Below are 22,696 nucleotides of genomic sequence, written 5' to 3'. Positions count from 1 at the left end.
ATTTTTTAATTGAATTTTGCATGGCCTGGTATCATTTTATTTTACCTACTCACATTGTAGTAATATATTAAAAAATACCTTTGGTTACACCAGTGAACAGATCATACATAATAATTTTATTGTCTCAATAGTAAATTTAGGTTCATATATAATATTAACTTATCTATGCCATAAAATATATCCATTAATTCTTATAAAATTTAAGTTATTAATATTTTGGTTATTTGCTTTATCACAAGCCTTAATGCATATTATTACCTCTTTTGGACTAGTTTTTTTAGTTAAATATTTTGATAATTGGGGAGTATTGTTTATATTAATTCCAGTAAGTATAGGTTTTACGTGGGGAATATTATAATTTTGAAAAGCTGGATAAAGTGGTTGAAAGTTATCCTCAAACTTCGTTAGTGACCGTTCCAGCTGATAATCTTTAGGATATAGATACTGATAGCATAAAAATAAGAGCCCTTCTTTTATTACTGGAATTTTAAAGTATACAGCTATAGTTACAAAATTTATTAAAGTCTCTTCAATAATTTTTTTAGCTTTCTCAGGTGATTTAGCTCCTAAAGTCTGTATATTATGGACTCTATCAAAAAGTTTTATAAGTGCCGTATTATATCTTTGCTGTTTAATTAGTAGATTTAAGCTTTCGTCAGCAGTAATTTTCCCATAAGGTTTAATTCTAGTTAGGTCTTCTACATGTTTTGCTACCTCCTGTGCTCCAAAAATGCCGTTAATCATTTCTTCAGTTAATTCTGTATCCTCAATAGTATCATGAAGTAACACAGCTTGTAGCATTATGGTCGTAAAAAGCTTAGGAACTTCTTCAGCTACAAACTCTGCAATCATAATCGTCACCTCAATCGGATGGGAGTACTAAGGATCACCTGATTGACATATTTGAGAACCGTGATATTTACGAGCGTAGTAAATGCCTTTTTTAACCTCCTCTATATCAATAGGATTTTGTACTTTAGTGTGTAAATTTTCGAGTTTATCAAGTAATTTTTTAGCGTAAACGTATATTTCAAACTTTTTTCCCAGAGCCTATATCTTCCATAAAAGTTATTTTTTATTAAGTTAAAATTGTAATAATAAATAATTTTTTAACTTTAAATAGATTAATAGCTTTTGGTTACATTGTATTTAAACAACTATCATTTTACTTTATTAGTTGCTTTAACTTCCACTTCCTCGTACAATTTATACTTTGCTATTTTTTTTTAAAATCTAGTAAAAATAACGGCAAAAGTAATAAATAATGCGGAAAAGAATTACAGTAGAATTCAGAAAGGTTCCGACAAGATAAATTTCAAGGCGAGCGAGCTAGGCGTATATTAATATGTGAGCAAAGGCGATAGTACAAAATTCGCTTGTATCAAGCTTTATGAATTATGCTGTATATGAAAGATTCTAAAAACTCGTATGTATCAGGAAATTTATTCAGTGTCATACCATGGCTTGTTGACCACGATATAGCATTATTACACAGATTGATTCCACCCATATAATAAAGAACCCGGGAATTTAGAAAAAGTACTAAAAAATGCTAAAATTTAGTATTTTTGTACTGGATTATTTCGTCAATTACTTTGTAATTTTCGAGCAATGGCATTAAATTATTAACTAATATATACTTAGTTAGAAATGCCATTTCACAAAGATACTGTTTTTCTTGATAGGTTTAACTATTGTAACATTTAAAACTGAAAAACTTGAGTTTAAGCTTCATTCATTGTTTGATCGTTGAAATACTAAAAACTTTTGATTGGTGGGCGATGACGGACTCGAACCGCCGACACTCTCGGTGTAAACGAGATACTCTACCAGCTGAGCTAATCGCCCATATTTTTTATTAATTAGTAAAATAACATCATTTATAATTCATAAGAAGTATATAAATAATTTAGCAAAATTTTATTAGTTTTTGCTTTTAAATTACTATAAAGTGTTATTTACTTTCAAACTTTTTATTTGCCTTGATAATCTGCGGATTTTTCTTGAGGCGGTATTTAATTTAATTATATTTTTTTTCACACCTTGCATTATCTTAGACTGAGCAACAGATAAAGCTATGTTAGCATTTTCTTTATTACCAAGACTGATTTCATGTACAACTTTCTTTATAAAAGTTTTTATTGCACTAGATCGTTTTTTATTGATTAGAGTTCTTTTTACTGTTTGTCTAGCAGCTTTTTTTGCTGAAGAATGATTAGCCATCACCGAGTCCCTTATATTTTAATTTTTAATTTCTTCATTAGCATCTTGCTGTATATTTCCTTTAGCATTAATATCTCTATCTACAAATTCAATATATGCTATCGGTGCTAAATCACCATAACGGAATCCGGCTTTTATTATTCTAGTATAACCGCCAGGTCTATCTTTATACCTGGTACCTAAAATATTTATAAGCTTTTCTACTGCTGTTTTATCTTTTATTTTTGATAAAACGCTTCTTCTTACCATTAAATCAGCTTTTTTAGCTTTAGTAATTAGAGTTTCAATATAAGGTCTTAATTCCTTAGCTTTTGGTAAAGTAGTTTTAATTTGTTCATGGGTTACAAGTGCTACAGCCATATTAGCGAGCATTGCTTGCCGATGACTACTTGTTACATTTAACTTTCTACCTTTAATTTTATGTCGCATTTTTTAGTCCTTAATTATAAGAATCTTCATAACGTTTAGATAATTCCTGAATATTTTCCGGTGGCCAATCCGGTACATCCATACCGAATCTTAAATTAAATTTTGCCAATATTTCTTTAATCTCATTTAAAGATTTTCTACCGAAATTTGGAGTTCTTAGCATATCGGATTCCGTTCTTTTTACTAGATCCCCTATATATATTATATTATCATTTTTCAAACAATTTGCCGATCTAACCGATAATTCCAATTCATCAACTCTCTTAAGTAAATAAGGTGAAAATGGTAAAGCATCAGTTTTAACTTGCTTATCTTCTTCCTGTTCTTCAAAAGAAATAAATAATTGTAATTGCTCCTGTAAAATACGTGCAGCTAAACCTACAGCCATTTCAGGTAATACATCACCATTAGTTTCTACAAACATAATTAATTTATCATAATCGGTAACCTGACCTACCCTAGTATTTTCTACCTTATAAGTAACACTCTTTACCGGATTAAATAAAGCATCTATAGCTATTTCACCAATAGGTAAATTATCCTCATAACTATTTGTGCTAAGTACATATCCTTTACCAACCTTGCAAGTTAATTCCATTTCAAGCTGCTTGTCCTTAGCTAGATCACAAATTACATGATCCGGATTCAGTATTTCTACATCATGACCTGTTTCAATCATACCGGCCGTTACAACACAAGGTCCTGTTGCTTTTAATTTTATGATACGTTTTTCTGCAACATGCATTTTTACTTCAATACCTTTAATGTTTAAAATCACTTCCGATACATCTTCTTTTACACCGGGTATAGAAGAAAATTCATGTTCTATAGCAGGGATCTTTATAGACGTGATAGCTGCTCCTTGTAAAGAAGAAAGTAATACTCTTCTCATAGCATTACCGAGTGTTAAACCAAAACCTCTTTCTAAAGGTTCAACTACAATTTTAGCTTTATTATTGGTTTCTGGAAAATTTTCATAAGCGACTTTATTCGGCTTTATTAAAGTATTCCAATTTTTACTTAACGATAACATTTAATACCTATGATTCTCTTATACTCTTCTTCTTTTTGGCGGTCTTACTCCATTATGAGCAATTGACGATACATCTAAAATTGATGTAACCACAAAATTTTGTCCGAATAAAGCTCTCATTGCTGATTCACGCTGAGCCCCCGGTCCTCCAATCCTAATAGAAATAGTTTTTAGACCATATTCTTTTGCTTTTTCCGATGCTCTATCAATTGTTACTTGAGCTGCATAAGGTGTTGCTTTTCTTGCCCCTTTAAACCCATTACCTCCTGCCGATGCAGAAGAAATAGTATTACCTTGGATATCAGTAAATGTTACTATAGTATTATTAAATGATGCCCGGATATGCACAACACCAAGAGTGATAGTTTTTTTCTTTTTCTTAACTTTAACCGTCTGATTCATTATTTATACTCTATACTTAAACTATTATTTTACAGCTTTTTTCTTTCCGGCTATCGCAATAGCTTTACCTTTTCTAGTTCGAGCATTAGAATGCGTGTTCTGTCCTCTCACCGGCAACTTACGTATATGTCTAAGTCCTTGATAACATCTTATATCTTTCTTTTTCTTAATATTAAGCGTAATTTCTCGTCTTAAATCACCCTCAACTTTATACTCACTTTCAATAATATTACGTAAGCCTATTAACTCTTGATCTGTCAGTTCTTTCACTTTTTTATCTTTCGATATTTTTGCTTTATTACAGATCTCTGCTGCCATAGTAGGCCCAAGACCATAAATGTAAGTTAAACTCACAACTAAACGTTTATTATCAGGAATATTAACACTTGCAATTCTTGCCACAAATAATCTCCAAAATTTTACTGGTAACTAAAAAATAATATAAAAATCTTTGATAAAGTCAATTTATTTTTAGTATTTTCTGTATATCAATTTCTATTTCTTGTTCATTTTTACTTCCATTAACTATATAAAAATTACCACTATTTTTATAATAATCTATTAACGGATATGTTTCTGTTTTATATACTTCAATTCTTTTTTTTATTACTTCTTCATTATCGTCTTTTCTATAATCAAATGTACTTGAACCGCAAACATCACATACATTATCAGTTTTAGGCTGCAAGAAGTACCTATTATATATTTTACCGCAATTTTTACAACTATATCTTCCTAAAATTCTTTTAATTAATAATTCATCTGAAACATCAAAATATATTATTTTAATTTTTTCTTTAATAAATGATTCAAAAAATTTCGCTTGTTCTAAATTACGCGGATATCCATCTAATATGTAGCCGTTTTTATATTCAGAGGATAATAAAAAATTTTTGATTACTTGATTAACTATTTCATTAGGGATAAGCTCCCCTTGCTTAACATAATTATTAATTAACTCTGCTTCACTAGTTGATGTTTTAATAATTGTTCTAAATATATCACCGATTGCTATATGTGGTAAATCAATTTTTTTAGCTATCTTTTTTCCTTGTGTGCCCTTTCCCGCTCCTGGAGGACCTAAAAAAATTACTATCACTATTTAAGCTCATTTTTAATTTTTTAATTTTACTTTCTTCATTAAACCTTCATACTTACTACTAAATAAGTAAGTTTGAATCTGAGTCATAGTATCAAGTACCACGTTCACTACAATTAAAAAACTCGTACCTCCTAAAGAAAGAGAGATTACATATTTATTCATTAATAGCTCCGGAATTACACATATTACACTTAAATATATCCCACCTATAACCGTAAGCCTTGTAAGTATATAATCAAAATAATCAGACGTATTTTTTCCTGGTCTTTTACCTGGAATATAAGCACCGTATTTTCTTAAATTATTAGCAGTTTCTTCAGAATTAAATACTATTGCAGTATAAAAAAAACTAAAAAACATAATTAATGCTACATATAATAAAATATATACAGGTTTTCCATGCCCTAAGTAATAAGTAAGCATGCCCATAGCTTCTGAATTACTATTAGAAAAATTAGCAAGCGTAGCAGGAAATAGTAAAATTGAACTAGCAAATATTGGAGGTATTACACCAGAAGTATTTAACTTGAGAGGCATATGGGTTGCTTCGCCTCCATAAATTTTATTTCCTACTTGTCTTTTAGGATACTGCACCAATAATTTTCTTTGGGCTCTTTCAAAAAATATAATTATAGCTATTAATACAACTACTCCAATACAAACAGCTATCGCTATTAAAGGCGATAATGCTCCTTTTCTTGATAATTCAAACATACTAATAATAGCACTAGGTACTCCTGAAATTATACCTATAAATATAATTAAAGACGTACCATTACCTATTCCGCGTTGTGTAATTTGTTCTCCTAACCACATTAATAGCATCGTGCCTACAACTAAAGTAATTACGGTTGTAACTCTAAAGAAAAAACCCGCTAGGATTACTACAGGACCAGTATTTGTTACAATCGACTCTAAACTTATAGCAACTCCATAAGCCTGAAAAGAAGCAAGCAGAACCGTTAAATATCTCGATAGCTGATTTACTTTTCTTTTACCGACTTCCCCTTCTTTTTTTAAATTTTCCAAAGGTTTATATGCAACTGACATTAATTGGATAATAATTGAGGCAGTAATATACGGCATAATTGCTAAAGCAAAAATGGACATTCTACCTAGCGATCCTCCGGATAGCATATTAAACATTCCGAGTATTCCGGATTGATTCTTTGCAGCCACACTACTTAAAGCAATTGAATCTATACCAGGTATAGGTATAAAAGACCCAAATCTACATACTATAAGAATGAGAATAGTAAAAACAATGCGACTAACTAAATCATTACCGGATTTTTTAGAAAAATTCTGCCCCATATACTATAATAATTTTCCACCTGCTTTCTCGATTAAATCCTTAGCTTTAGAAGAATAAGCATCTAATTTTAATGATAGAGGAGCAGCGAAATCATCACTACAAATAGATAATAATTTCACTAATTTCTTATTATTTTTATTATTAACTACTCTGGCTTCTACCAATTTTTCTTTCGTAATATTATCATCAGCACTTAAACGCCCATCGGCTAATGCTTCTTCAATATTATAAATATTTATTATATTGTATTTTTTAGTTGAAATACAATTAAACCCTCTTTTAGGTAGTCTTTTGATCATAGGTGTTTGACCACCTTCAAAACCTTTTATTGCAACGCCGGATCTAGATTTTTGACCTTTAATTCCTCTACCGCCGGTTTTTCCTTTACCACTACCAATACCGCGTGCTATTCTTTTCTTATTTTTTTTAGCACCTATATTATTATATAATTCATTTAATTTCATTTAAAAACTCTAATTACATATTTTCTATTTTTAACAAATGCTTTACTTTTTTAACCATCCCTTTGATTGAATTAGTATTTGCAAGAATAACGCTCTTATTAATTTTGTTTAAACCAAGCCCAACTAATATCAACCTTTGATCATACTTACGACCTATAGCACTTTGAACTTGAGTAATTTTTATATTATTGATCTTATTATTCATAACTTCACCTTACTTATGCAACATTATCCATTAACTTGAATGTCAGCAGATTTTACAGATATTTCATTTACTTTTTTATCTCTTCTCATAGCAATAGATTTTGGTGATGCAAGTTTATTTAATGCATCAAATGTTGCAGAAATCATTGCGTAAACATTCGTTGAACCTATTGATTTAGTAACAATATCATGAACGCCTAAAGAGTCAAAAATTGCTCTCATAGATCCTCCGGCTATAACGCCTGTACCTGCTTTAGCTCTTCTTAAAATCACTTTAGCAGCTCCACTTTTACCGACAACGTCATGGTGAATAGTCCTATTTTGATATAACGGTACTTTCATCATTCTCTTTTTAGCGGCTTGTTTTGCCTTTCCTCGAGCTTCATTTACTTCTTTAGCTTTTCCGTGTCCCGCTCCGACTCTGCCGGCTTTATCACCGACCACTACATAAGCAGAAAAAGCAAAGCTTCTACCGCCTTTTACTACTTTTGTAACTCTATTTACATCAACTAAAACTTCACTTAAAGTCTCGTCATTTTTTTTAACTTTAGACATTACTACAACCTTATAACCTAAAATTTTATTTTCTCTCTAGCTGCATCAGCTAGAGCTTTTACAACACCGTGATACTTATATCCGCCTCTATCAAACACTACGTCTTTTATCCCTGCAGAATCAGCTTTTTTTGCTATTTCTTCGCCTACTTTGATAGCATTTTCAATATTACAATGAGATTTTTTTAATTTTTTTATTTTCTCATCTAAAGTTGAAGCAGCAGCAATCGTTATAGACTTAGAATCATCAATAATTTGTGCATATATATGTCTACCTGACTTAAATATTGATAATCTAACTCTATTAGATGTTTTAGATATTTTATGTCTTATTCTACTTCTTCTTTTTTCAAATTTTAGCTTAGCACTACGCATATTTAACTCTTAAATTTAATTTTTCTTACCTTCTTTACGCGGTATAAATTGATTTTCAAATTTAATTCCTTTTCCTTTATAAGGCTCAGGTGGTCTCTGTTTTATAATAATTGAAGCAAATTGTCCTAATTTTTCTTTATCTGTTCCCTCAAGAATAATAATATTTTGCTTAGGCATCTCTATTTTAATATCTGAAGGTATTTCAATTTTTGTATTATGGCTTTTAGCAAGCATTAAATTTAAATATTTACCTTTTACCATCGCCCTGTAACCGACTCCATTAATTTCGAGCTTAAGCTTAAAACCTTCTTTAACGCCGGTAACCATATTTGATATTATGCTTCTTGCAGTACCCCACATAGCACGTGCATTTTTATTTGCGGCTAAAGGTTTTACTAAAAGCTTATTTTCTGCCAATGAAATTGCTATATTACCTTTAAAAGTTTTTGATAATTCGCCTTTAGGGCCGGATATTTTTACTTCTAAATCATTTAAACCAATTTTCACACCTTCAGGTATAGTAATTGGCAATTTTCCAACACGTGACATTTTTTACCTTAAAATACTTTACAAATTACTTCGCCGCCGACATTTTTAATATGAGCTTCTCTATCAGACATAACACCGTAAGGAGTAGAAAGAATATATATACCCATATTATTATAATATCCTTTCAAATCTTTAATAGCAGAATATACTCTTTTTCCAGGCTTTGATACTCTATGAATTTCGCATATAGAAGCATCGCCATTAACAGAATATTTTAAAGCTACCTCAGTATAACTAATATTATTTTTTTGAGTAGTTATATAATCTTTTATATAACCTTCTTTTTGCAAAACATCTAAAATTGAAGTTTTAATTTTAGAACTAGGAAAAGAAACATTTATCAATTTGCTTTTATAAGCATTTCTAATTCTAGTTAACATATCTGCTACATTATCCGTCATTGACATATGATTTACCTATCGACTTTTACCAACTTGACTTAACTACACCGGGAACTAAGCCTCTGCCTATTAATTCTCTAAGCTTATTCCTCGATATACCAAACTTTCTTGTAACACCTCTTGGTCTACCTGTAAGCTCACATCTATTTCTTATTCTAGTAGATGATGAATTTCTAGGTAATTGTGCAAGTGACATTACCAAAGAAAAACGCTCTTCTAATGAAATATTTTTATCATAAATTTTACTTTTTAGTGCTAAACGTTTATTATGTAAACTTTGTGATTTTTTTTTCCTACTTTCGTTCTTTTTTATAGAACTTACTTTTGCCATTATATATATCCTAAAAATTAATTATAAAAAGGTAAATTAAACCCTGATAACAAAAATTTACTTTCTTGATCTGTTTTAGCAGATGTAACGATTGTAATATCCATACCTCTTATTGTATCGATTTTATCGTAATTAATTTCAGGAAAAACTATCTGCTCTTTTAATCCAAAAGTAAAATTCCCTTTACCATCAAAACTTTTATAAGAAAAACCGCGAAATTCCTTAACACGGGGTAATGCAACAATTACTAACCTCTCTAAAAAATCATACATTCTATCTTTACGTAATGTAACCTTGCAACCTATTTTCATATTTTCGCGTAACTTAAAAGTTGCAATAGATTTTCTTGCTAACGTTACAACCGGCTTCTGACCGGAAATCAAAGTAAGATCATTTACTGCATTATTAATTACTTTGGAATCGGCTGTTGCTTCCCCTACTCCCATATTTATCACAATTTTCTGAATTTGCGGTATTTCGTGTTTATTTTTATAAGAAAATTTTTTTTGTAAGTTTTCAATAATTTTTTGCTGATATAATTCTTTAAATCTTAACATTATTTACCTTCCTTACCAATAATTTCCCCTGATTTCTTTGCTACTCTAACCTTAGAACCGTCTTCTAAGAATTTAAAAGCTACCTTGGTAGGGTTACCGGTTTTTGGATCGATGTGTGCAATATTTGAGATATGTATAGGTAATTCTTTAGTTATTATCCCGCCTTCACTCATTTGATTAGATTTAGTATGCTTTTTTACTACATTTACTCCAGAAACAATTACTTTACTGTCCTCCGGGAAAACTTTTAATATTTTACCTTTTTTTCCTTTGTGCTTTCCGGTAATAACAACAACTTCATCACCTTTTTTTACTTTTAATTTAATCATTTATAACACTTCCTCTGCAAGCGACATTATTCTAACATATTTTTTCGCTCTAAGTTCTCTTGTAACAGGACCAAAAACTCTAGTACCGATAGGTTCATCTTGTTTATTCAAAAGCACTAATGCGTTTTGATCAAATTTTATTGTACTACCGTCAGGTCTTACTACTCCAGTCTTTGTACGAACAATCACGCCTTTATAAACATCACCCTTTTTAACCTTACCGCCGGGTATAGCGTCTTTAACAGATACAACTATAACATCACCCAGCTTTGCCACCATATGGTGAGAGCCACCTAAAACTTTAATACACATAACTTTTTTAGCACCGGAATTATCTGCAACTTCCAAGATGCTCTGCATTTGAATCATAAACTACTTCCAATTTTTTATACACGAGAAATAAAATAAACAATCTACCTTATAAAGTCAAAGATTAAAAAACTTTATTCCCCATTTACCACTACCCATGTTTTGGTTTTTGAGATAGGCCGACTTTCAATTATACTAACTTTATCTCCTTCTTGATACTTATTTTCTGAATCATGAACAGCATATTTTTTAGATACTTTCACAAATTTTTTATAAATAGGATGCTTAAACTTTCTTTCTACTTTTACTGTAACCGTCTTATCAGCTTTTGAACTTATAACCACGCCTTGTAACACTCTTTTCGGCATTTTAATATTCCTCACTATTAGCTCTTTTTGTTAATTCAGTTTTAATACGTGCTATAGACTTTTTGACTAACGAAAACCTACTAGTATTTTTTAAATCACCTAAAGCTTGTTGAAATCTTAAATTAAACAATTCTTTTTTTAAAAGATTAAGGTTTTTATAAAGCTCTTCTATTGTTTCAGTAGATAACTTACTTCTTAATAATTTTAAATCATTCATAACGTCTCACTATCCTTGTTCTAACAGGTAATTTTGCACTTGCAAGCTCCAAAGCTCTAAGTGCAACATTTTCTTCTACCCCTTCAATTTCAAACATAATTCTTCCAGGCGAAACTCTAACTGCAAAAAATTCAGGAGAACCTTTACCTTTACCCATTCTTACTTCGGCAGGCTTTTTAGAAACGGGAACATCCGGAAAAATGCGAATCCATAATCTTCCTTGCCTTTTCATACATCTAGTAGCAGCTTTTCTTCCTGCTTCTATTTGTCTTGCAGTAACACGCCAACCATCTATAGATTTTAGACCAAATGATCCAAAAGCAAGCGTCGTACCTGCTTTTGCTGTTGAAGCAACCCTACCCTTATGAGCTTTTCTAAATTTTTGTTTTTTCGGAGCTAACATTTTAATACTTAAAATTAATTATATCTTTTATTTTCTGTATATTCACCTTTATAAACCCACACTTTAACCCCTATAACTCCATAAGTAGTTATAGCCTCAGCTGTTGAATAATCAATATCAGCTCTTAAAGTATGTAACGGCATTCTTCCTTCTATATACCATTCGGTTCTAGCAATTTCAGCACCTCCAAGTCGTCCTGAACAACTAACCCTGATACCTTGTCCACCTTGTTTAAATGAAGCCTGAATTGCTGTTTTCATGGCTTTTCTAAAAGAAACTCTTTTTTCAAGCTGTAGTGCTATAGTTTGAGCTACTATAGCAGCATCTATATTAAATTTTCGAACTTCGTGAATATTTATATAAACTTCTTTTAAAGAAGTCATTTTCTCGATAGCTTTTTTTAGCTTATCAATTTCACTACCGTTTCTACCGATAATGATATTTGGTTTTTTGGTATTAATATTAATTATAATACTTTTATTAGAAGGGCGTTCAATTAAAACTCTACTAATTTGGGCTTGATTAAAACCCTTATTTATTAAATCCCTAATTTTTAAATCTTGTATAAAAAGAGTTTTATAATGTTTTTCTGCATATAATATGGAATCCCAACCTTTAATTAAAGTCGGTCCAACTCTAAAACCATGTGCACAAACTTTCTGCCCCATTTTAATTATCCTCTTTTTCTGTAACAGTTATATAAAGATTACTAAAAAACTTATTTATTCTAGTTGCTCTTCCTTTTGCTCTTGGCATAACTCTTTTCATTACTAAAGCCTTACCTACAGTCGCTTTAGTAATAACCAATCTATCTATATCTAGACCTAAATTATTTTCAGCATTTGCAACAGCAGATTGTAAACAATCTTTTACAACTTTTGCAATTCTTTTAGGAGAAAAAGTTAATTGTACCAATGCTTCAGATACTTTCATATTTCTAATAAAGGCTGCAACTAAATTGAGCTTCCTTGAACTTACTCTAATAGATTTAGCTTGTGCCGTAGCAAAATTTTTATTTTCCTGTACCATATAAATCTTTATTTTCTTTTGATTTTTTTATCTGCTCCATGACCGTGAAATGTTCTAGTAGGAGCAAACTCACCTAATTTTCTTCCAACCATTTCTTCATTTACAGAAACCGGAATAAATTTATTTCCATTATGAACAGAAAAGGTAAACCCTACAAAAATAGGTAAAATCGTTGATCTTCTAGACCAAGTTTTAATCATTTCAGATTTACCTGATTCCATTAATTTTTGAACTTTCTTTATTAAATAACCGTCTACAAAAGGCCCTTTCCATATTGAACGTGCCATACTAATACCTAATTAATTTAAAATCTATTTTCTTTTCTTTACGATAAATTTTGAAGTACGTTTATTTTTACGTGTCTTCTTACCCTTTGTTGGGAATCCCCAAGGAGTAACAGGATGGCGACCTCCTGAAGTTTTACCTTCACCACCGCCATGAGGGTGATCTACAGGATTCATTGCTACACCTCTAACATGCGGTCTCCAACCGAGCCATCTATTTCTACCTGCTTTGCCTAAATTAATATTTTTTTGATCCGGGTTAGATATACTACCTATAGTAGCTTTACAATCTAAAGGTACTAACCTAAATTCACCTGATCTTAATTTAATCTGAGCATATCCTGAATCTTTACCCACTAGATCTACTGAAGTACCTGCAGACCTTGCAATTTGACCGCCCTTACCGACTTTCATTTCAACATTATGTAAAGTAGTACCGATAGGAATGCATTTTAAAGGTAAACAATTTCCTATTTTTATATCAGCATCTTGACTTGATATTACTCTATCACCTACAGATAATTTTTGTGGTGCTAGAATATAAGAATATTCCCCATCTTCATATTTTATTAAAGCAATAAAAGCAGTTCTATTAGGGTCATACTCTATTCTTTCAACAATAGCAGAAATATCAATTTTATTTCTTTTAAAATCAATAATACGATATAATTTTTTGTGTCCTCCACCTCTGTGCCAAGAAGTAATTCTACCTTGATTATTTCGTCCACCGGTTTTAGATATACCTTTGGTCAAAGATTTTAAAGGTCTGCCTTTCCATAAACTAGTTTTATCAACTTGAACTAACTCTCTAAGAGAAGGAGTAATTGGATTAAAGTTTTTTAAAGCCATTTATTTAATTCCTCCGGCAAAATCGATATTATGGTCTTTTTCTAATGTAACAATAGCTTTCTTTCTATTGATTTGAGTCCCTATAATTCCTTTAAATCTTTTCTTCTTACCTTTAACGTTTAAAATATTCACTTTTTTTACTTTTACTTTAAATATTTCTTCTATAGCCTTTTTAAGGGTAAGTTTTTCAGCAAATTTATCTACATAAAAAGCGTATTTATTTTGTTCCGAAAGGGTTGTAGTTTTTTCTGTAATAATAGGTTTTCTAATTAAATCGTAGTATTTATAAGAACTCATCTTAACCTCTCTTCTAAAACACTCACCGCTTCTTGTGATAATAGGACATATTCATGTCGTATTATATCATAAACATTGGCTCCTATTTGTGGAACAATCACAGTATTATAAATATTTTTTGCAGCTAAAGAAAAATTAATATCTACTTCATTTCCGTCTATTACAAAGAAACTTTTCCCTTGAAATTTGTTTAATATATTTACAAGAGCAGAAGTTTTAGGCTTATCTAGCTTTAAAGAATCTATTACTAATAATTTTCCTTCAGCGCATTTCTCGGATAAAGCATGAATTAAACCAAGTTTTCGTACTTTTTTAGGTAATTTCGTTGCATGACTACGTACTCTAGGTCCATGAGCTACACCACCACCACGCATCTGTACCGATCTAAGGGAACCTTGTCTTGCATTACCTGTACCTTTTTGCTTAAACGGTTTTTTTGTGGTTCCTAATACTTCTGATACTGTTTTAGTTTTGTGGTTACCGGACATTGCCTTAGCTCTCTGCCAATCAATAACCTGCTTTATTATATCATCTCTGATAAATTCAACAGCAAATATATCTTCATTTAAGCTAATCTCACCAACTTCTTCATTAGCAAGACTTAATATTTTAGTTTTCATCTTTATTTTAACCTTATACAGTCTTATATAAAACTTTTATATAAATAATATTGCATGGCGTTTTGTTAATGTAATAATCTTTAACCTCAACAAACATGTCTAAATATCTATTATACAGTTATTGAAATCTTTTTTATTGCATCTTTTACTGAAAGATACGAATTTTTGTGACCGGGTATACTACCCTGAATCATAATAAGCTTACGCTCTTTATCAACGGCAAATATTTTCAAATTTTGAATAGTAACTTGGGTACATCCCATATGACCGGCCATTTTTTTGCCTTTGAAAACCTTTCCTGGATCTTGTCTTTGTCCTGTAGAACCATGCGAACGATGGGATATCGAAACACCGTGAGAAGCTTCAAGACCTCTAAAATTATGTCTTTTCATACTACCGGCAAATCCTTTACCTATAGTAGTTGCCGTTATATCCACAAATTGTCCTGCCGTAAAATGGTCTACTTCTAGACTTGCTGCTATATCAATAAAATTCTCTTCAGAAATTCTAAATTCTTTTAATTTAGTTTTAGGAGATATTTTAGCATTAGCAAAAACTTGTCTCATAGGTTTGGTTACTCTAGATATTTTTTTATCTTTTACACCTATAACCAAAGCATTATATCCATGTTTTTCTAGAGTTTTATGTCCTACTACTTGACAATCATCAACTTTTACTAATGTTAAAGAAATTCTTTCGCCTTTATCATTAAAAACACTAGTCATCCCAATTTTTTGAGCAATTATACCGGTTCTCATTTATTCCCCACTCTCTAATTCAATCACTACATCAACACCTGCTGCTAAATCAACTTTACTTAAAGCATCGACAACCGCCGGACTCGGATCACCTATAACTAATAATCTTTTATGCTTTCTAATTTCAAATTGCTCTCTTGACTTCTTATGTACATGAGGAGACCTATTTACGGTAAATCTTTCAATTTTTTTAGGTAAAGGAATAGGACCATTAATGTTAGCAAACGTTCTTTTAACAGCACTAACTATCTCTTTTGTAGCTTGATCAAGACTACGGTGATCAAATGATTTTAAACGAATTTTGATTTTATTTTTCATTCAGTAAACCTAATATTTAAACAGCAAGATTTTTTTAGACATCTTTCCAAACTGTACTTCTAGAGGTAATTTGTATGTCGATCCGACACTCGAATCCTCACGTCCGTTATATACGCTGCGGTTCTGCATTCCGTACCTCCTTCAAATTCTTCTCTATAAGCCGGTTCGGAAAAATGTCTATTACATCTTAAAATATAAATACCTATTATTAAAAAATAATAGGTATTTATAAAATCAATTAATTATTTATTTTAGTTACTACGCCGGCACCCACTGTTCTACCACCTTCACGTATAGAGAATTTTAACCCTTCCTGCATCGCAATCGGTTTAATTAATTCCACTGTAAAAGTAGCATTATCTCCAGGCATAACCATCTGCTTATCAGCAGGCAATTTTATTGTACCGGTAACATCTGTTGTTCTAAAATAGAACTGCGGACGATAGTCATTAGTAAATGGGGTATGACGTCCACCTTCTTCTTTACTAAGCACATATACTTCAGCTTCAAACTTATCATGCGGTTTTATGCTACCAGGTTTTGCGAGAACTTGTCCTCTTTCAACTTCTTCTCTTTTTGTACCGCGTAGTAATATGCCAACATTATCTCCGGCTTGTCCTTCATCAAGTAATTTTCTGAACATTTCTACACCGGTACAGGTAGTTTTTTGCGTATCTTTTAGACCGACTATTTCAATTTCCTCACCTACCTTAATTATTCCTGACTCTACTCTACCAGTTACAACAGTACCTCTTCCTGAAATAGAGAATACATCTTCTATTGGCATTAAGAAAGGTTTATCCGTAGCTCTTACAGGCTGCGGTATATAGCTATCTACTGCATCCATTAGCTCATTAATAGCTTTTTCACCTTCAGGCTTTCCTTCTAAAGCTTGAAGTGCAGAACCTTTAATAATAGGTATTTCATCACCCGGGAAACCATATTTTGATAATAATTCCCTTACTTCCATCTCTACTAGTTCTAATAGATCAGGATCATCCACCATATCTATTTTATTTAAGAATACTACCATAGCAGGCACACCTACCTGTTTTGCTAGTAATATATGCTCTCTAGTTTGCGGCATAGGACCATCAGCAGCAGAAACTACTAATATTGCACCGTCCATCTGAGCGGCACCGGTTATCATGTTCTTTACATAGTCAGCGTGTCCCGGACAATCTACGTGTGCATAGTGTCTATTTTTAGTCTCATATTCTACGTGTGCAGTAGAAATAGTTATACCTCTTTCTTTTTCTTCAGGAGCAGCATCAATTTGATCATACGCTGTAGCTTGTGCTCCACCTGTCTTAGCAAGTACTATAGTTATTGCTGCCGTTAAGGAAGTTTTACCGTGATCTACGTGACCGATCGTACCTATATTAACGTGCGGTTTAGTGCGTTCAAATTTTGCTTTTGCCATATTATTACTCTCTACAATTTTTTAGGTTTAATACAAGTTATTTTTTTATAAGTGCATTTTTTTGCTAAATTTATTTGTTACCACTATCTCTGGAGCGGGTGATGGGAATCGAACCCACACAGCCAGCTTGGAAGGCTGGAACTCTACCATTGAGCTACACCCGCATTGTGGCACTATTAATAAAATAATTTCAAAGTTATTTTTGTTAACAGTGCTATATCAATTTTATTCAGATTTATAAATATACACAATTATGTTTTATTTTTAAATAAAATGATATGCTTCCCTGAACCATTTAAGTGGTGGAGGGAGAAGGATTTGAACCTTCGAACGCTTACGCGGGCAGATTTACAGTCTGCTGCCATTGACCACTCGGCCACCCCTCCTAAAGAACTTTACTGTATTAAATAGACTAATTCACTGTAAAATACAATATATAATTAGTATTAGGACTTAATAAAACTTCTTGCCGAATCATCAAATAAACAAATAGCAGCTTGCACATTTATTTAGTTGTAACTTTCTATAATAAATAGTAGTTTATGTCAAGAACAAATTACTGACGGTTTTCAATAAGATGCAAAATAAAAAACTTGATTCTAAACATTGTTATTATATGTATGGGAAACATCCTGTATTTTCTGCTCTAAATAATCCAAAACGTCAAATTGACAATATTTTATGCACTAGGGAAATTTTTGAAAAAAATAAAAAATTAATAGGTACTAGAGCTTATGAAATTGTTAATAACGATATTTTATCTAAATTACTGGAAAACCAAACACATCAAGGAATAGCTGCAAAAATTAGACCAATTTTTTCTTACAATTTAGAGGACATAGATATAACAAATCCAAAATGTAAAATTGCGATTCTTGATCAAATAACAGACACACAAAATATTGGAGCAATTATTCGTAGTGCCGCTGCTTTTGATATAAATGCTATAATATTACCTCAAGATAATTCTCCAAATGAAAGCGGTGGCATTGCTAAAGCGGCTTGCGGTACTTTAGAATTAATACCTATAATTAAAATTACTAACTTACGCTCATGTATGAATTATCTTAAAAAACACGGCTTTTGGATTATAGGTCTAACAGGTTCTGCAAATGACTACTTTACAGATAAATTAATTTCCGATAAAATAGTATTGGTATTTGGCTCAGAAGATAAAGGCATACGAAGATTAGTTGCAGAAACATGTGATTATTTAGCCAAAATCCCTATTTCTCAGAGAGTAGAAAGTCTTAATGTATCAAATGCCGCTTCTATAATTTTTCATTCATTACATAAATAATATTTTTAATAAATCAATATATTGTTTTTTATTTACTTCGATATAAATATTTAGTCTACTAAAATTAAAGTCATAAACTTTTATTATATCAATTAATTTGAGAGAAAAGTCATGAAAAGGGAACCAAATGAACAAATTATCGAGAGTTTTGAAAAACAATTAGACATATTTATCAATGCACTTACAGAAAAAGAGATAACAACAGCTATATTAAACAATTTTTTTGATAAAGTGATCAATAACCTCAAGAATGAAAGATTAATTAATGATACTATATTTGATATATATCAAGGTAAAGCAGTAATTACTAAACCTATATATTCCGATTATATAGAATCTTCCGCACCTAAATATAACGAACATTGGCAAAAATTTTATAGTTTTAATCGTAATCTTATGATAGAAAGCACATTAATATTTATTGCTAAGAATCTAAAAAAAGCCTCTTTAACAGACAAATTATATTATAGCTTTGCTAAATTAGCCCAGCAATTAGACTTGAATGCAGTAAGTGATCATTTTATGAAAAAAATAGATAATTATATAACATTTAACAATTTATGAAAAATTACAGAACCGAAAGCGATTCTTTTGGAGAAATTCAAATAGAAGAAAAATTTTATTGGGGGGCTCAAACTCAAAGATCTTTAGAAAATTTTAAAATAGGCAAGCAAAAAATGCCTGAAATTTTAATTCGTGCTCTTGCTATTTTAAAAAAATGTGCAGCACAGGTTAATCATGAGTTTGGTGATTTAGAAGCTAAAATCGCTATAAGTATAGATAAAGCCACGGATAGAATCTTAGAAGGCGAATTTGAGGATAATTTTCCTTTAGTAGTTTGGCAAACAGGTTCAGGAACGCAAACAAACATGAATATGAACGAGGTTATTGCCTCTATTGCCAACGAAGAATTAACAGGCAAGAAAGGCGGCAAATCTCCGGTACATCCTAACGATCATGTTAATAAAGGACAATCATCCAACGACTCTTTTCCAACCGCTATGCATATAGCAACCGTACTTGCAACTAAACAGCAACTGATACCAGCTTTGAATAATATACTGACCTCTTTGCAGGATAAGTCAAAAGATTGGGACAAAATCATAAAAATAGGACGTACCCACTTGCAGGATGCAACTCCTTTAACTCTTAAACAGGAATTCTCCGGATATATTACACAAATAGAGTATGCTTTAGAACGCATAGAAAATGCACTACAAAAAGTTTATCTACTTGCCCAAGGAGGCACAGCAGTCGGTACAGGTATTAACTCAAAAATAGGCTTTGATATAAAATTTGCCGAGAAAGTGGCAGAGTTTACTAAACAACCCTTTAAGACGGCTCCTAATAAATTTGAAAGTCTAGCTGCTCACGACGCACTAGTAGCATTTTCAGGAACTCTTAATACTATAGCAGTTAGCTTAATGAAAATAGCAAATGATATAAGACTGCTCGGCTCCGGTCCAAGATGCGGTCTTGGTGAGCTACATTTACCTGAAAATGAACCTGGTTCTTCTATTATGCCCGGTAAAGTAAACCCTACACAAGTCGAAGCTTTAACAATGGTGTGCAGTCAGGTGATGGGCAATCATGTTACGGTTACTATTGCCGGCTCAAACGGACATCTTGAACTTAACGTATTTAAACCCGTAATAATATACAATATCCTAGAATCTATAGAGCTGTTATCCGATAGCGTAAATAGCTTTGTTACTCACTGTGTTAAAGGATTAGAACCCAATATAGCACGCATTAATGATTTACGTGATAAATCTCTAATGCTTGTTACAGCTCTTAATCCGCATATAGGCTATGATAATGCTGCAAAAATTGCTAAAGAAGCACATAAGCACGGGATCACTTTAAAAGAAGCAGCTAAAAAACTCAATCTTCTATCGGAAACAAAATTTGATAAAATAGTAGTACCTGAAAAAATGGTTAGTCAATCTTAGGTTTTATGCAAGGATATTAATTTAAACTATTAATATTACTGAAAATCTTATAAATAGGATAATATTAAATTAGTCTATTATTATATTACCTATGTGAAACAAAATTTATCTAATCAAATTAACCTACTCGAAGCAAAAACTCATTTTTCTGATCTATACAGCGTGTACAAGACGGAGAGCAAATTACCATTTGTAAGCATAATACGCCGGTTGCAAAAATTATAACTCAAAAACCTAAAATGGATAATATAGTAGAGCAAATAAAAGAATTCTGCAAAGGCAAAACATTAGAGCTCCTTATACTATTAAAGAGCTTAGAGATGAAGGTAGAAAATGGTGAATTCTAAACCGTTTATAGCCGATTGCTCCATAACTATCTCATGGTTCTTTTATGATGAACGTGATAAACATTCAGATTTTACATTAGATTATTGTTATAAGTTTAGAGTGATAGTACCGCCTCTTTGGAGACTTGAAGTAACTAATGTAATCTTAATAGCAGAAAAACGTGCTAGAATAAAATCAGTAGAGGTTATTAAAATTATAGATTTTTTAAACTCTCTCCTCCTTAATATATCAAATTTAAATTTTTCCATACATGAAATTAAACTGCAAGAGCCAACAATCTTACTACATATGATACAACTTATTTATTAACTGCCATGCATGAAGTACTTCCTATGGCCACTAACGATAAAGCATTAATCAAAGCATGTCATAATAACGGCATTCACTATAAAAGACAATAATCCATATTTTTCATAAAAAGTTTATGGAAATTTCTAAATCTTTTATTATACTTAAACATATAATTTATATAAAATAAAAGAGTATCATGATTTTAAATATCAAAGCTCCTGAAAATATAGTATTAAAACCGACCATTACAGTTTTTGGCGTTGGGGGTGCAGGTAGTAATGCAGTAAATAATATGATTAGTGCTAATCTGCAAGGTGCTAATTTTGTAGTAGCTAATACTGATGCACAATCGCTTGAACATTCTTTATGCACTAACAAAATACAACTCGGTGTTTCTACGACTAGAGGTCTTGGGGCAGGAGCTTCTCCTGAGGTTGGAGCACTTGCTGCTCAAGAATCAGAAAGCGAAATTCGTAATTACCTAGAAAATAGCAATATGGTATTTATTACGGCAGGTATGGGCGGTGGTACAGGTACCGGTTCTGCACCGGTTATTGCACGCATTGCTAAAGAACTAGGCATCCTTACGGTTGGGGTAGTAACTAAACCTTTCCATTTTGAAGGCGGTCAGCGTATGAAAACTGCCGATAAAGGACTTATTGAATTACAGCAATTCGTTGATACTTTAATTGTAATACCGAACCAAAATCTATTCCGTATTGCTAATGAACAAACGACGTTTGCCGATGCTTTCAAAATGGCAGATGACGTATTACATGCAGGCGTTAGAGGAGTAACGGATTTAATGATTATGCCGGGACTTATTAATCTTGATTTTGCCGATATTAAAGCAGTAATGAGTGAAATGGGTAAAGCAATGATGGGTACAGGTGAAGCTAGTGGCGAAGATAGAGCTATTAAAGCGGCAGAATCTGCAATTTCAAATCCACTGCTAGATCATAGCTCAATGTGCGGTGCAAGAGGTGTATTAATCAATATTACCGGCGGTTCCGACATGACCTTATTTGAAGTTGACAACGCTGCTAATAGAATTAGAGAAGAAGTAGACAACCTTGATGCTAATATTATTTTCGGTTCAACATTTAATCCGGAATTAAAAGGAATGATCAGAGTATCAGTTGTTGCTACCGGTATTGATGCCGATAAAGTACCGACATATAAACCCGCAATAGCTGAAACTACCAATATAGTTCCTGAGGAAACTTATAATAAAGCTATAGCACAACCCACACAAATAGAAGAAATGCCTGATTTTAACAGCTACAGTACCGAAAATATTGAAATTACCGACTCTCCAATAAATCAAAATTTTATCGGAAATGAAAAAGAGCTAGGGTTACATGCCAATACTTTCAACAAATCTGAAGATGACTCACCCAAACCATCATTTTTAGGAAAAATATGGGGTTCTCTGCGTGCTTCAAATAATCAAACTTTAGAACGCAAAAACGTTGTTGTTAGTACTCTAGATCAAGATAATAAAGAGTCTGATATTCATGACATACCGGCTTTTTTAAGAAAGAAACGGGATTAGATTAGAAAATGAATATAATTTCAGAACAGCATAAAAAAAGAATTATTAGAAATAACTAAAAATTTTCCTGCAGATACTGCATCACTAATAAATTATGTAGATAAAAC

34 protein-coding genes, 3 tRNA genes and 3 pseudogenes are annotated in these 22,696 nt (G+C 31.6%); 6 read left to right on the top strand and 34 right to left on the bottom strand.

The features are described from left to right. Nucleotides 1–506: 506 nt before the first annotated feature. The 34 genes and pseudogenes from WSW_RS1000000114155 to WSW_RS0105840 all read right to left on the bottom strand — a co-directional run. Nucleotides 507–1,063, bottom strand: a pseudogene (locus tag WSW_RS1000000114155) (HD domain-containing protein); the annotation flags it as partial. A gap of 709 nt (nt 1,064–1,772) precedes the next feature. After that, a tRNA-Val gene (locus tag WSW_RS0105995) sits at nt 1,773–1,848 on the bottom strand. Between the two features lie 96 nt (nt 1,849–1,944). After that, nucleotides 1,945–2,223: a 30S ribosomal protein S20 gene (gene rpsT, locus WSW_RS0105990; RefSeq protein ID WP_016917442.1), complete on the bottom strand. Its 279-nt coding sequence runs from the start codon at nt 2,221–2,223 to the stop codon at nt 1,945–1,947. Between the two features lie 18 nt (nt 2,224–2,241). Continuing rightward, entirely contained in the window at nt 2,242–2,652 is a 411-nt protein-coding gene (gene rplQ, locus WSW_RS0105985) for a 50S ribosomal protein L17 (protein WP_004997844.1), read from the bottom strand. Nucleotides 2,653–2,662: 10 nt separating this feature from the next. Beyond that, on the bottom strand, nt 2,663–3,685 hold the full coding sequence (locus tag WSW_RS0105980) for a DNA-directed RNA polymerase subunit alpha (RefSeq protein WP_016917441.1): 1,023 nt from the start codon (nt 3,683–3,685) through the stop codon (nt 2,663–2,665). 18 nt (nt 3,686–3,703) lie between these two features. Beyond that, nucleotides 3,704–4,087, bottom strand: a complete 384-nt coding sequence (gene rpsK, locus WSW_RS0105975; RefSeq protein WP_008580920.1) for a 30S ribosomal protein S11 — start codon at nt 4,085–4,087, stop codon at nt 3,704–3,706. Nucleotides 4,088–4,111: 24 nt separating this feature from the next. Next, on the bottom strand, nt 4,112–4,489 hold the full coding sequence (rpsM, locus tag WSW_RS0105970) for a 30S ribosomal protein S13 (protein ID WP_016917440.1): 378 nt from the start codon (nt 4,487–4,489) through the stop codon (nt 4,112–4,114). 58 nt (nt 4,490–4,547) lie between these two features. Beyond that, on the bottom strand, nt 4,548–5,186 hold the full coding sequence (locus WSW_RS0105965) for an adenylate kinase (RefSeq protein ID WP_014273683.1): 639 nt from the start codon (nt 5,184–5,186) through the stop codon (nt 4,548–4,550). 15 nt (nt 5,187–5,201) lie between these two features. Then, nucleotides 5,202–6,503, bottom strand: coding sequence for a preprotein translocase subunit SecY (secY, locus tag WSW_RS0105960; protein ID WP_016917439.1), 1,302 nt, complete (start codon nt 6,501–6,503; stop codon nt 5,202–5,204). Between the two features lie 3 nt (nt 6,504–6,506). Beyond that, nucleotides 6,507–6,968 (bottom strand): 50S ribosomal protein L15, encoded by a 462-nt coding sequence (rplO, locus tag WSW_RS0105955; RefSeq protein ID WP_014273685.1) that lies wholly within the window; start codon nt 6,966–6,968, stop codon nt 6,507–6,509. Nucleotides 6,969–6,981: 13 nt separating this feature from the next. Further along, a complete protein-coding gene (gene rpmD, locus WSW_RS0105950) occupies nt 6,982–7,173 on the bottom strand; it encodes a 50S ribosomal protein L30 (protein ID WP_014014624.1) in 192 nt (63 codons plus the stop codon). A gap of 23 nt (nt 7,174–7,196) precedes the next feature. Next, a complete protein-coding gene (gene rpsE, locus WSW_RS0105945; RefSeq protein WP_016917438.1) occupies nt 7,197–7,727 on the bottom strand; it encodes a 30S ribosomal protein S5 in 531 nt (176 codons plus the stop codon). A 17-nt stretch (nt 7,728–7,744) separates the two neighbouring features. Further along, entirely contained in the window at nt 7,745–8,101 is a 357-nt protein-coding gene (rplR, locus tag WSW_RS0105940) for a 50S ribosomal protein L18 (RefSeq protein ID WP_004997824.1), read from the bottom strand. A gap of 15 nt (nt 8,102–8,116) precedes the next feature. Next, nucleotides 8,117–8,650, bottom strand: coding sequence for a 50S ribosomal protein L6 (rplF, locus tag WSW_RS0105935; RefSeq protein WP_014273686.1), 534 nt, complete (start codon nt 8,648–8,650; stop codon nt 8,117–8,119). A gap of 8 nt (nt 8,651–8,658) precedes the next feature. Next, nucleotides 8,659–9,057: a 30S ribosomal protein S8 gene (gene rpsH / locus WSW_RS0105930; RefSeq protein ID WP_010977581.1), complete on the bottom strand. Its 399-nt coding sequence runs from the start codon at nt 9,055–9,057 to the stop codon at nt 8,659–8,661. A 19-nt stretch (nt 9,058–9,076) separates the two neighbouring features. Further along, nucleotides 9,077–9,382 carry a 30S ribosomal protein S14 gene (gene rpsN / locus WSW_RS0105925; RefSeq protein ID WP_008580947.1) on the bottom strand — a complete coding sequence of 102 codons (306 nt, stop codon included), beginning with the start codon at nt 9,380–9,382 and terminating at the stop codon, nt 9,077–9,079. 17 nt (nt 9,383–9,399) lie between these two features. Continuing rightward, nucleotides 9,400–9,939 carry a 50S ribosomal protein L5 gene (gene rplE, locus WSW_RS0105920; RefSeq protein ID WP_016917437.1) on the bottom strand — a complete coding sequence of 180 codons (540 nt, stop codon included), beginning with the start codon at nt 9,937–9,939 and terminating at the stop codon, nt 9,400–9,402. Continuing rightward, nucleotides 9,939–10,268 carry a 50S ribosomal protein L24 gene (gene rplX, locus WSW_RS0105915; RefSeq protein ID WP_004997814.1) on the bottom strand — a complete coding sequence of 110 codons (330 nt, stop codon included), beginning with the start codon at nt 10,266–10,268 and terminating at the stop codon, nt 9,939–9,941. Before rplX ends, rplE begins: the two co-directional genes overlap by 1 nt. Beyond that, a complete protein-coding gene (rplN, locus tag WSW_RS0105910) occupies nt 10,269–10,637 on the bottom strand; it encodes a 50S ribosomal protein L14 (protein WP_004997813.1) in 369 nt (122 codons plus the stop codon). It abuts the gene before it with no gap. Between the two features lie 74 nt (nt 10,638–10,711). Continuing rightward, on the bottom strand, nt 10,712–10,945 hold the full coding sequence (gene rpsQ / locus WSW_RS0105905) for a 30S ribosomal protein S17 (RefSeq protein ID WP_016917436.1): 234 nt from the start codon (nt 10,943–10,945) through the stop codon (nt 10,712–10,714). Nucleotide 10,946: 1 nt separating this feature from the next. Further along, nucleotides 10,947–11,162, bottom strand: a complete 216-nt coding sequence (rpmC, locus tag WSW_RS0105900; RefSeq protein ID WP_004997809.1) for a 50S ribosomal protein L29 — start codon at nt 11,160–11,162, stop codon at nt 10,947–10,949. Beyond that, the gene (gene rplP, locus WSW_RS0105895) at nt 11,155–11,565 is read right to left on the bottom strand and encodes a 50S ribosomal protein L16 (protein WP_004997806.1); all 411 of its coding nucleotides are present in this window, start codon (nt 11,563–11,565) and stop codon (nt 11,155–11,157) included. The genes rpmC and rplP overlap by 8 nt, the downstream gene beginning before the upstream one ends. A gap of 14 nt (nt 11,566–11,579) precedes the next feature. Next, on the bottom strand, nt 11,580–12,233 hold the full coding sequence (gene rpsC / locus WSW_RS0105890) for a 30S ribosomal protein S3 (RefSeq protein ID WP_016917435.1): 654 nt from the start codon (nt 12,231–12,233) through the stop codon (nt 11,580–11,582). Between the two features lies 1 nt (nt 12,234). Then, nucleotides 12,235–12,594, bottom strand: coding sequence for a 50S ribosomal protein L22 (gene rplV / locus WSW_RS0105885; protein ID WP_004997796.1), 360 nt, complete (start codon nt 12,592–12,594; stop codon nt 12,235–12,237). A gap of 8 nt (nt 12,595–12,602) precedes the next feature. Beyond that, on the bottom strand, nt 12,603–12,881 hold the full coding sequence (rpsS, locus tag WSW_RS0105880; RefSeq protein ID WP_004997794.1) for a 30S ribosomal protein S19: 279 nt from the start codon (nt 12,879–12,881) through the stop codon (nt 12,603–12,605). Between the two features lie 24 nt (nt 12,882–12,905). After that, nucleotides 12,906–13,727, bottom strand: a complete 822-nt coding sequence (gene rplB, locus WSW_RS0105875; RefSeq protein ID WP_004997791.1) for a 50S ribosomal protein L2 — start codon at nt 13,725–13,727, stop codon at nt 12,906–12,908. Next, complete coding sequence (gene rplW, locus WSW_RS0105870) at nt 13,728–14,024, bottom strand: 50S ribosomal protein L23 (RefSeq protein ID WP_014120997.1); 297 nt, start codon at nt 14,022–14,024, stop codon at nt 13,728–13,730. It abuts the gene before it with no gap. Continuing rightward, nucleotides 14,021–14,644 (bottom strand): 50S ribosomal protein L4, encoded by a 624-nt coding sequence (rplD, locus tag WSW_RS0105865; RefSeq protein ID WP_004997785.1) that lies wholly within the window; start codon nt 14,642–14,644, stop codon nt 14,021–14,023. Before rplD ends, rplW begins: the two co-directional genes overlap by 4 nt. Nucleotides 14,645–14,754: 110 nt before the next feature. After that, entirely contained in the window at nt 14,755–15,402 is a 648-nt protein-coding gene (gene rplC / locus WSW_RS0105860; RefSeq protein ID WP_016917434.1) for a 50S ribosomal protein L3, read from the bottom strand. After that, nucleotides 15,403–15,720 (bottom strand): 30S ribosomal protein S10, encoded by a 318-nt coding sequence (rpsJ, locus tag WSW_RS0105855; RefSeq protein ID WP_016917433.1) that lies wholly within the window; start codon nt 15,718–15,720, stop codon nt 15,403–15,405. Nucleotides 15,721–15,732: 12 nt separating this feature from the next. After that, nucleotides 15,733–15,899: pseudogene (locus WSW_RS1000000111050) on the bottom strand (palindromic element RPE1 domain-containing protein); the annotation flags it as partial. Between the two features lie 59 nt (nt 15,900–15,958). Next, on the bottom strand, nt 15,959–17,143 hold the full coding sequence (tuf, locus tag WSW_RS0105850) for an elongation factor Tu (RefSeq protein ID WP_004997779.1): 1,185 nt from the start codon (nt 17,141–17,143) through the stop codon (nt 15,959–15,961). Nucleotides 17,144–17,233: 90 nt separating this feature from the next. Then, nucleotides 17,234–17,307: transfer RNA gene (locus WSW_RS0105845), tRNA-Gly, on the bottom strand. 136 nt (nt 17,308–17,443) lie between these two features. Continuing rightward, nucleotides 17,444–17,529: transfer RNA gene (locus WSW_RS0105840), tRNA-Tyr, on the bottom strand. Nucleotides 17,530–17,720: 191 nt separating this feature from the next. Here WSW_RS0105840 and rlmB point away from each other — a divergent pair. The 6 genes and pseudogenes from rlmB to ftsZ all read left to right on the top strand — a co-directional run bounded on the left by rlmB (nt 17,721) and on the right by ftsZ (nt 22,589). Continuing rightward, nucleotides 17,721–18,443: a 23S rRNA (guanosine(2251)-2'-O)-methyltransferase RlmB gene (gene rlmB, locus WSW_RS0105835; protein ID WP_016917432.1), complete on the top strand. Its 723-nt coding sequence runs from the start codon at nt 17,721–17,723 to the stop codon at nt 18,441–18,443. Between the two features lie 111 nt (nt 18,444–18,554). Then, a complete protein-coding gene (locus tag WSW_RS0105830; protein WP_016917431.1) occupies nt 18,555–19,007 on the top strand; it encodes a hypothetical protein in 453 nt (150 codons plus the stop codon). Then, nucleotides 19,004–20,395: a class II fumarate hydratase gene (gene fumC / locus WSW_RS0105825; protein ID WP_016917430.1), complete on the top strand. Its 1,392-nt coding sequence runs from the start codon at nt 19,004–19,006 to the stop codon at nt 20,393–20,395. Before WSW_RS0105830 ends, fumC begins: the two co-directional genes overlap by 4 nt. A 93-nt stretch (nt 20,396–20,488) precedes the next feature. Next, nucleotides 20,489–20,735 (top strand): annotated as a pseudogene (locus WSW_RS1000000109630) (type II toxin-antitoxin system Phd/YefM family antitoxin). Further along, complete coding sequence (locus WSW_RS0105815) at nt 20,729–21,052, top strand: type II toxin-antitoxin system VapC family toxin (protein ID WP_029375017.1); 324 nt, start codon at nt 20,729–20,731, stop codon at nt 21,050–21,052. Before WSW_RS1000000109630 ends, WSW_RS0105815 begins: the two are co-directional and overlap by 7 nt. Before the next feature lie 178 nt (nt 21,053–21,230). After that, a complete protein-coding gene (gene ftsZ, locus WSW_RS0105810; RefSeq protein WP_016917429.1) occupies nt 21,231–22,589 on the top strand; it encodes a cell division protein FtsZ in 1,359 nt (452 codons plus the stop codon). Nucleotides 22,590–22,696: the final 107 nt, after the last annotated feature.

The sequence above is a fragment of the Rickettsia honei RB genome, assembly GCF_000263055.1.
Classification (GTDB): domain Bacteria; phylum Pseudomonadota; class Alphaproteobacteria; order Rickettsiales; family Rickettsiaceae; genus Rickettsia; species Rickettsia rickettsii.
This window is presented reverse-complemented; position numbering and strand designations above follow the sequence as displayed.

Coding starts and splice junctions, on each gene's coding strand:
- rplB (WP_004997791.1), bottom strand. CDS start 13,727: ATGGCTTTAAAAAACTTTAATCCAATTACTCCTTCTCTTAGAGAGTTA.
- rplQ (WP_004997844.1), bottom strand. CDS start 2,652: ATGCGACATAAAATTAAAGGTAGAAAGTTAAATGTAACAAGTAGTCAT.
- rplF (WP_014273686.1), bottom strand. CDS start 8,650: ATGTCACGTGTTGGAAAATTGCCAATTACTATACCTGAAGGTGTGAAA.
- rplE (WP_016917437.1), bottom strand. CDS start 9,939: ATGTTAAGATTTAAAGAATTATATCAGCAAAAAATTATTGAAAACTTA.
- ftsZ (WP_016917429.1), top strand. CDS start 21,231: ATGATTTTAAATATCAAAGCTCCTGAAAATATAGTATTAAAACCGACC.
- rlmB (WP_016917432.1), top strand. CDS start 17,721: ATGCAAAATAAAAAACTTGATTCTAAACATTGTTATTATATGTATGGG.
- rpmC (WP_004997809.1), bottom strand. CDS start 11,162: ATGAATGATTTAAAATTATTAAGAAGTAAGTTATCTACTGAAACAATA.
- rplD (WP_004997785.1), bottom strand. CDS start 14,644: ATGAAAACTAAAATATTAAGTCTTGCTAATGAAGAAGTTGGTGAGATT.
- rpmD (WP_014014624.1), bottom strand. CDS start 7,173: ATGAATAATAAGATCAATAATATAAAAATTACTCAAGTTCAAAGTGCT.
- rpsC (WP_016917435.1), bottom strand. CDS start 12,233: ATGGGGCAGAAAGTTTGTGCACATGGTTTTAGAGTTGGACCGACTTTA.
- rpsS (WP_004997794.1), bottom strand. CDS start 12,881: ATGGCACGTTCAATATGGAAAGGGCCTTTTGTAGACGGTTATTTAATA.
- rpsH (WP_010977581.1), bottom strand. CDS start 9,057: ATGTCAATGACGGATAATGTAGCAGATATGTTAACTAGAATTAGAAAT.
- WSW_RS0105815 (WP_029375017.1), top strand. CDS start 20,729: ATGGTGAATTCTAAACCGTTTATAGCCGATTGCTCCATAACTATCTCA.
- rplO (WP_014273685.1), bottom strand. CDS start 6,968: ATGAAATTAAATGAATTATATAATAATATAGGTGCTAAAAAAAATAAG.
- rpsJ (WP_016917433.1), bottom strand. CDS start 15,720: ATGAAAAATAAAATCAAAATTCGTTTAAAATCATTTGATCACCGTAGT.
- WSW_RS0105980 (WP_016917441.1), bottom strand. CDS start 3,685: ATGTTATCGTTAAGTAAAAATTGGAATACTTTAATAAAGCCGAATAAA.
- secY (WP_016917439.1), bottom strand. CDS start 6,503: ATGGGGCAGAATTTTTCTAAAAAATCCGGTAATGATTTAGTTAGTCGC.
- rplR (WP_004997824.1), bottom strand. CDS start 8,101: ATGCGTAGTGCTAAGCTAAAATTTGAAAAAAGAAGAAGTAGAATAAGA.
- rplN (WP_004997813.1), bottom strand. CDS start 10,637: ATGATTCAAATGCAGAGCATCTTGGAAGTTGCAGATAATTCCGGTGCT.
- WSW_RS0105830 (WP_016917431.1), top strand. CDS start 18,555: ATGAAAAGGGAACCAAATGAACAAATTATCGAGAGTTTTGAAAAACAA.
- rpsN (WP_008580947.1), bottom strand. CDS start 9,382: ATGGCAAAAGTAAGTTCTATAAAAAAGAACGAAAGTAGGAAAAAAAAA.
- fumC (WP_016917430.1), top strand. CDS start 19,004: ATGAAAAATTACAGAACCGAAAGCGATTCTTTTGGAGAAATTCAAATA.
- rplV (WP_004997796.1), bottom strand. CDS start 12,594: ATGGTACAGGAAAATAAAAATTTTGCTACGGCACAAGCTAAATCTATT.
- rpsE (WP_016917438.1), bottom strand. CDS start 7,727: ATGTCTAAAGTTAAAAAAAATGACGAGACTTTAAGTGAAGTTTTAGTT.
- rpsK (WP_008580920.1), bottom strand. CDS start 4,087: ATGAATCAGACGGTTAAAGTTAAGAAAAAGAAAAAAACTATCACTCTT.
- tuf (WP_004997779.1), bottom strand. CDS start 17,143: ATGGCAAAAGCAAAATTTGAACGCACTAAACCGCACGTTAATATAGGT.
- rpsT (WP_016917442.1), bottom strand. CDS start 2,223: ATGGCTAATCATTCTTCAGCAAAAAAAGCTGCTAGACAAACAGTAAAA.
- rplW (WP_014120997.1), bottom strand. CDS start 14,024: ATGAGTTCTTATAAATACTACGATTTAATTAGAAAACCTATTATTACA.
- rplC (WP_016917434.1), bottom strand. CDS start 15,402: ATGAGAACCGGTATAATTGCTCAAAAAATTGGGATGACTAGTGTTTTT.
- rplX (WP_004997814.1), bottom strand. CDS start 10,268: ATGATTAAATTAAAAGTAAAAAAAGGTGATGAAGTTGTTGTTATTACC.
- rpsQ (WP_016917436.1), bottom strand. CDS start 10,945: ATGCCGAAAAGAGTGTTACAAGGCGTGGTTATAAGTTCAAAAGCTGAT.
- rplP (WP_004997806.1), bottom strand. CDS start 11,565: ATGTTAGCTCCGAAAAAACAAAAATTTAGAAAAGCTCATAAGGGTAGG.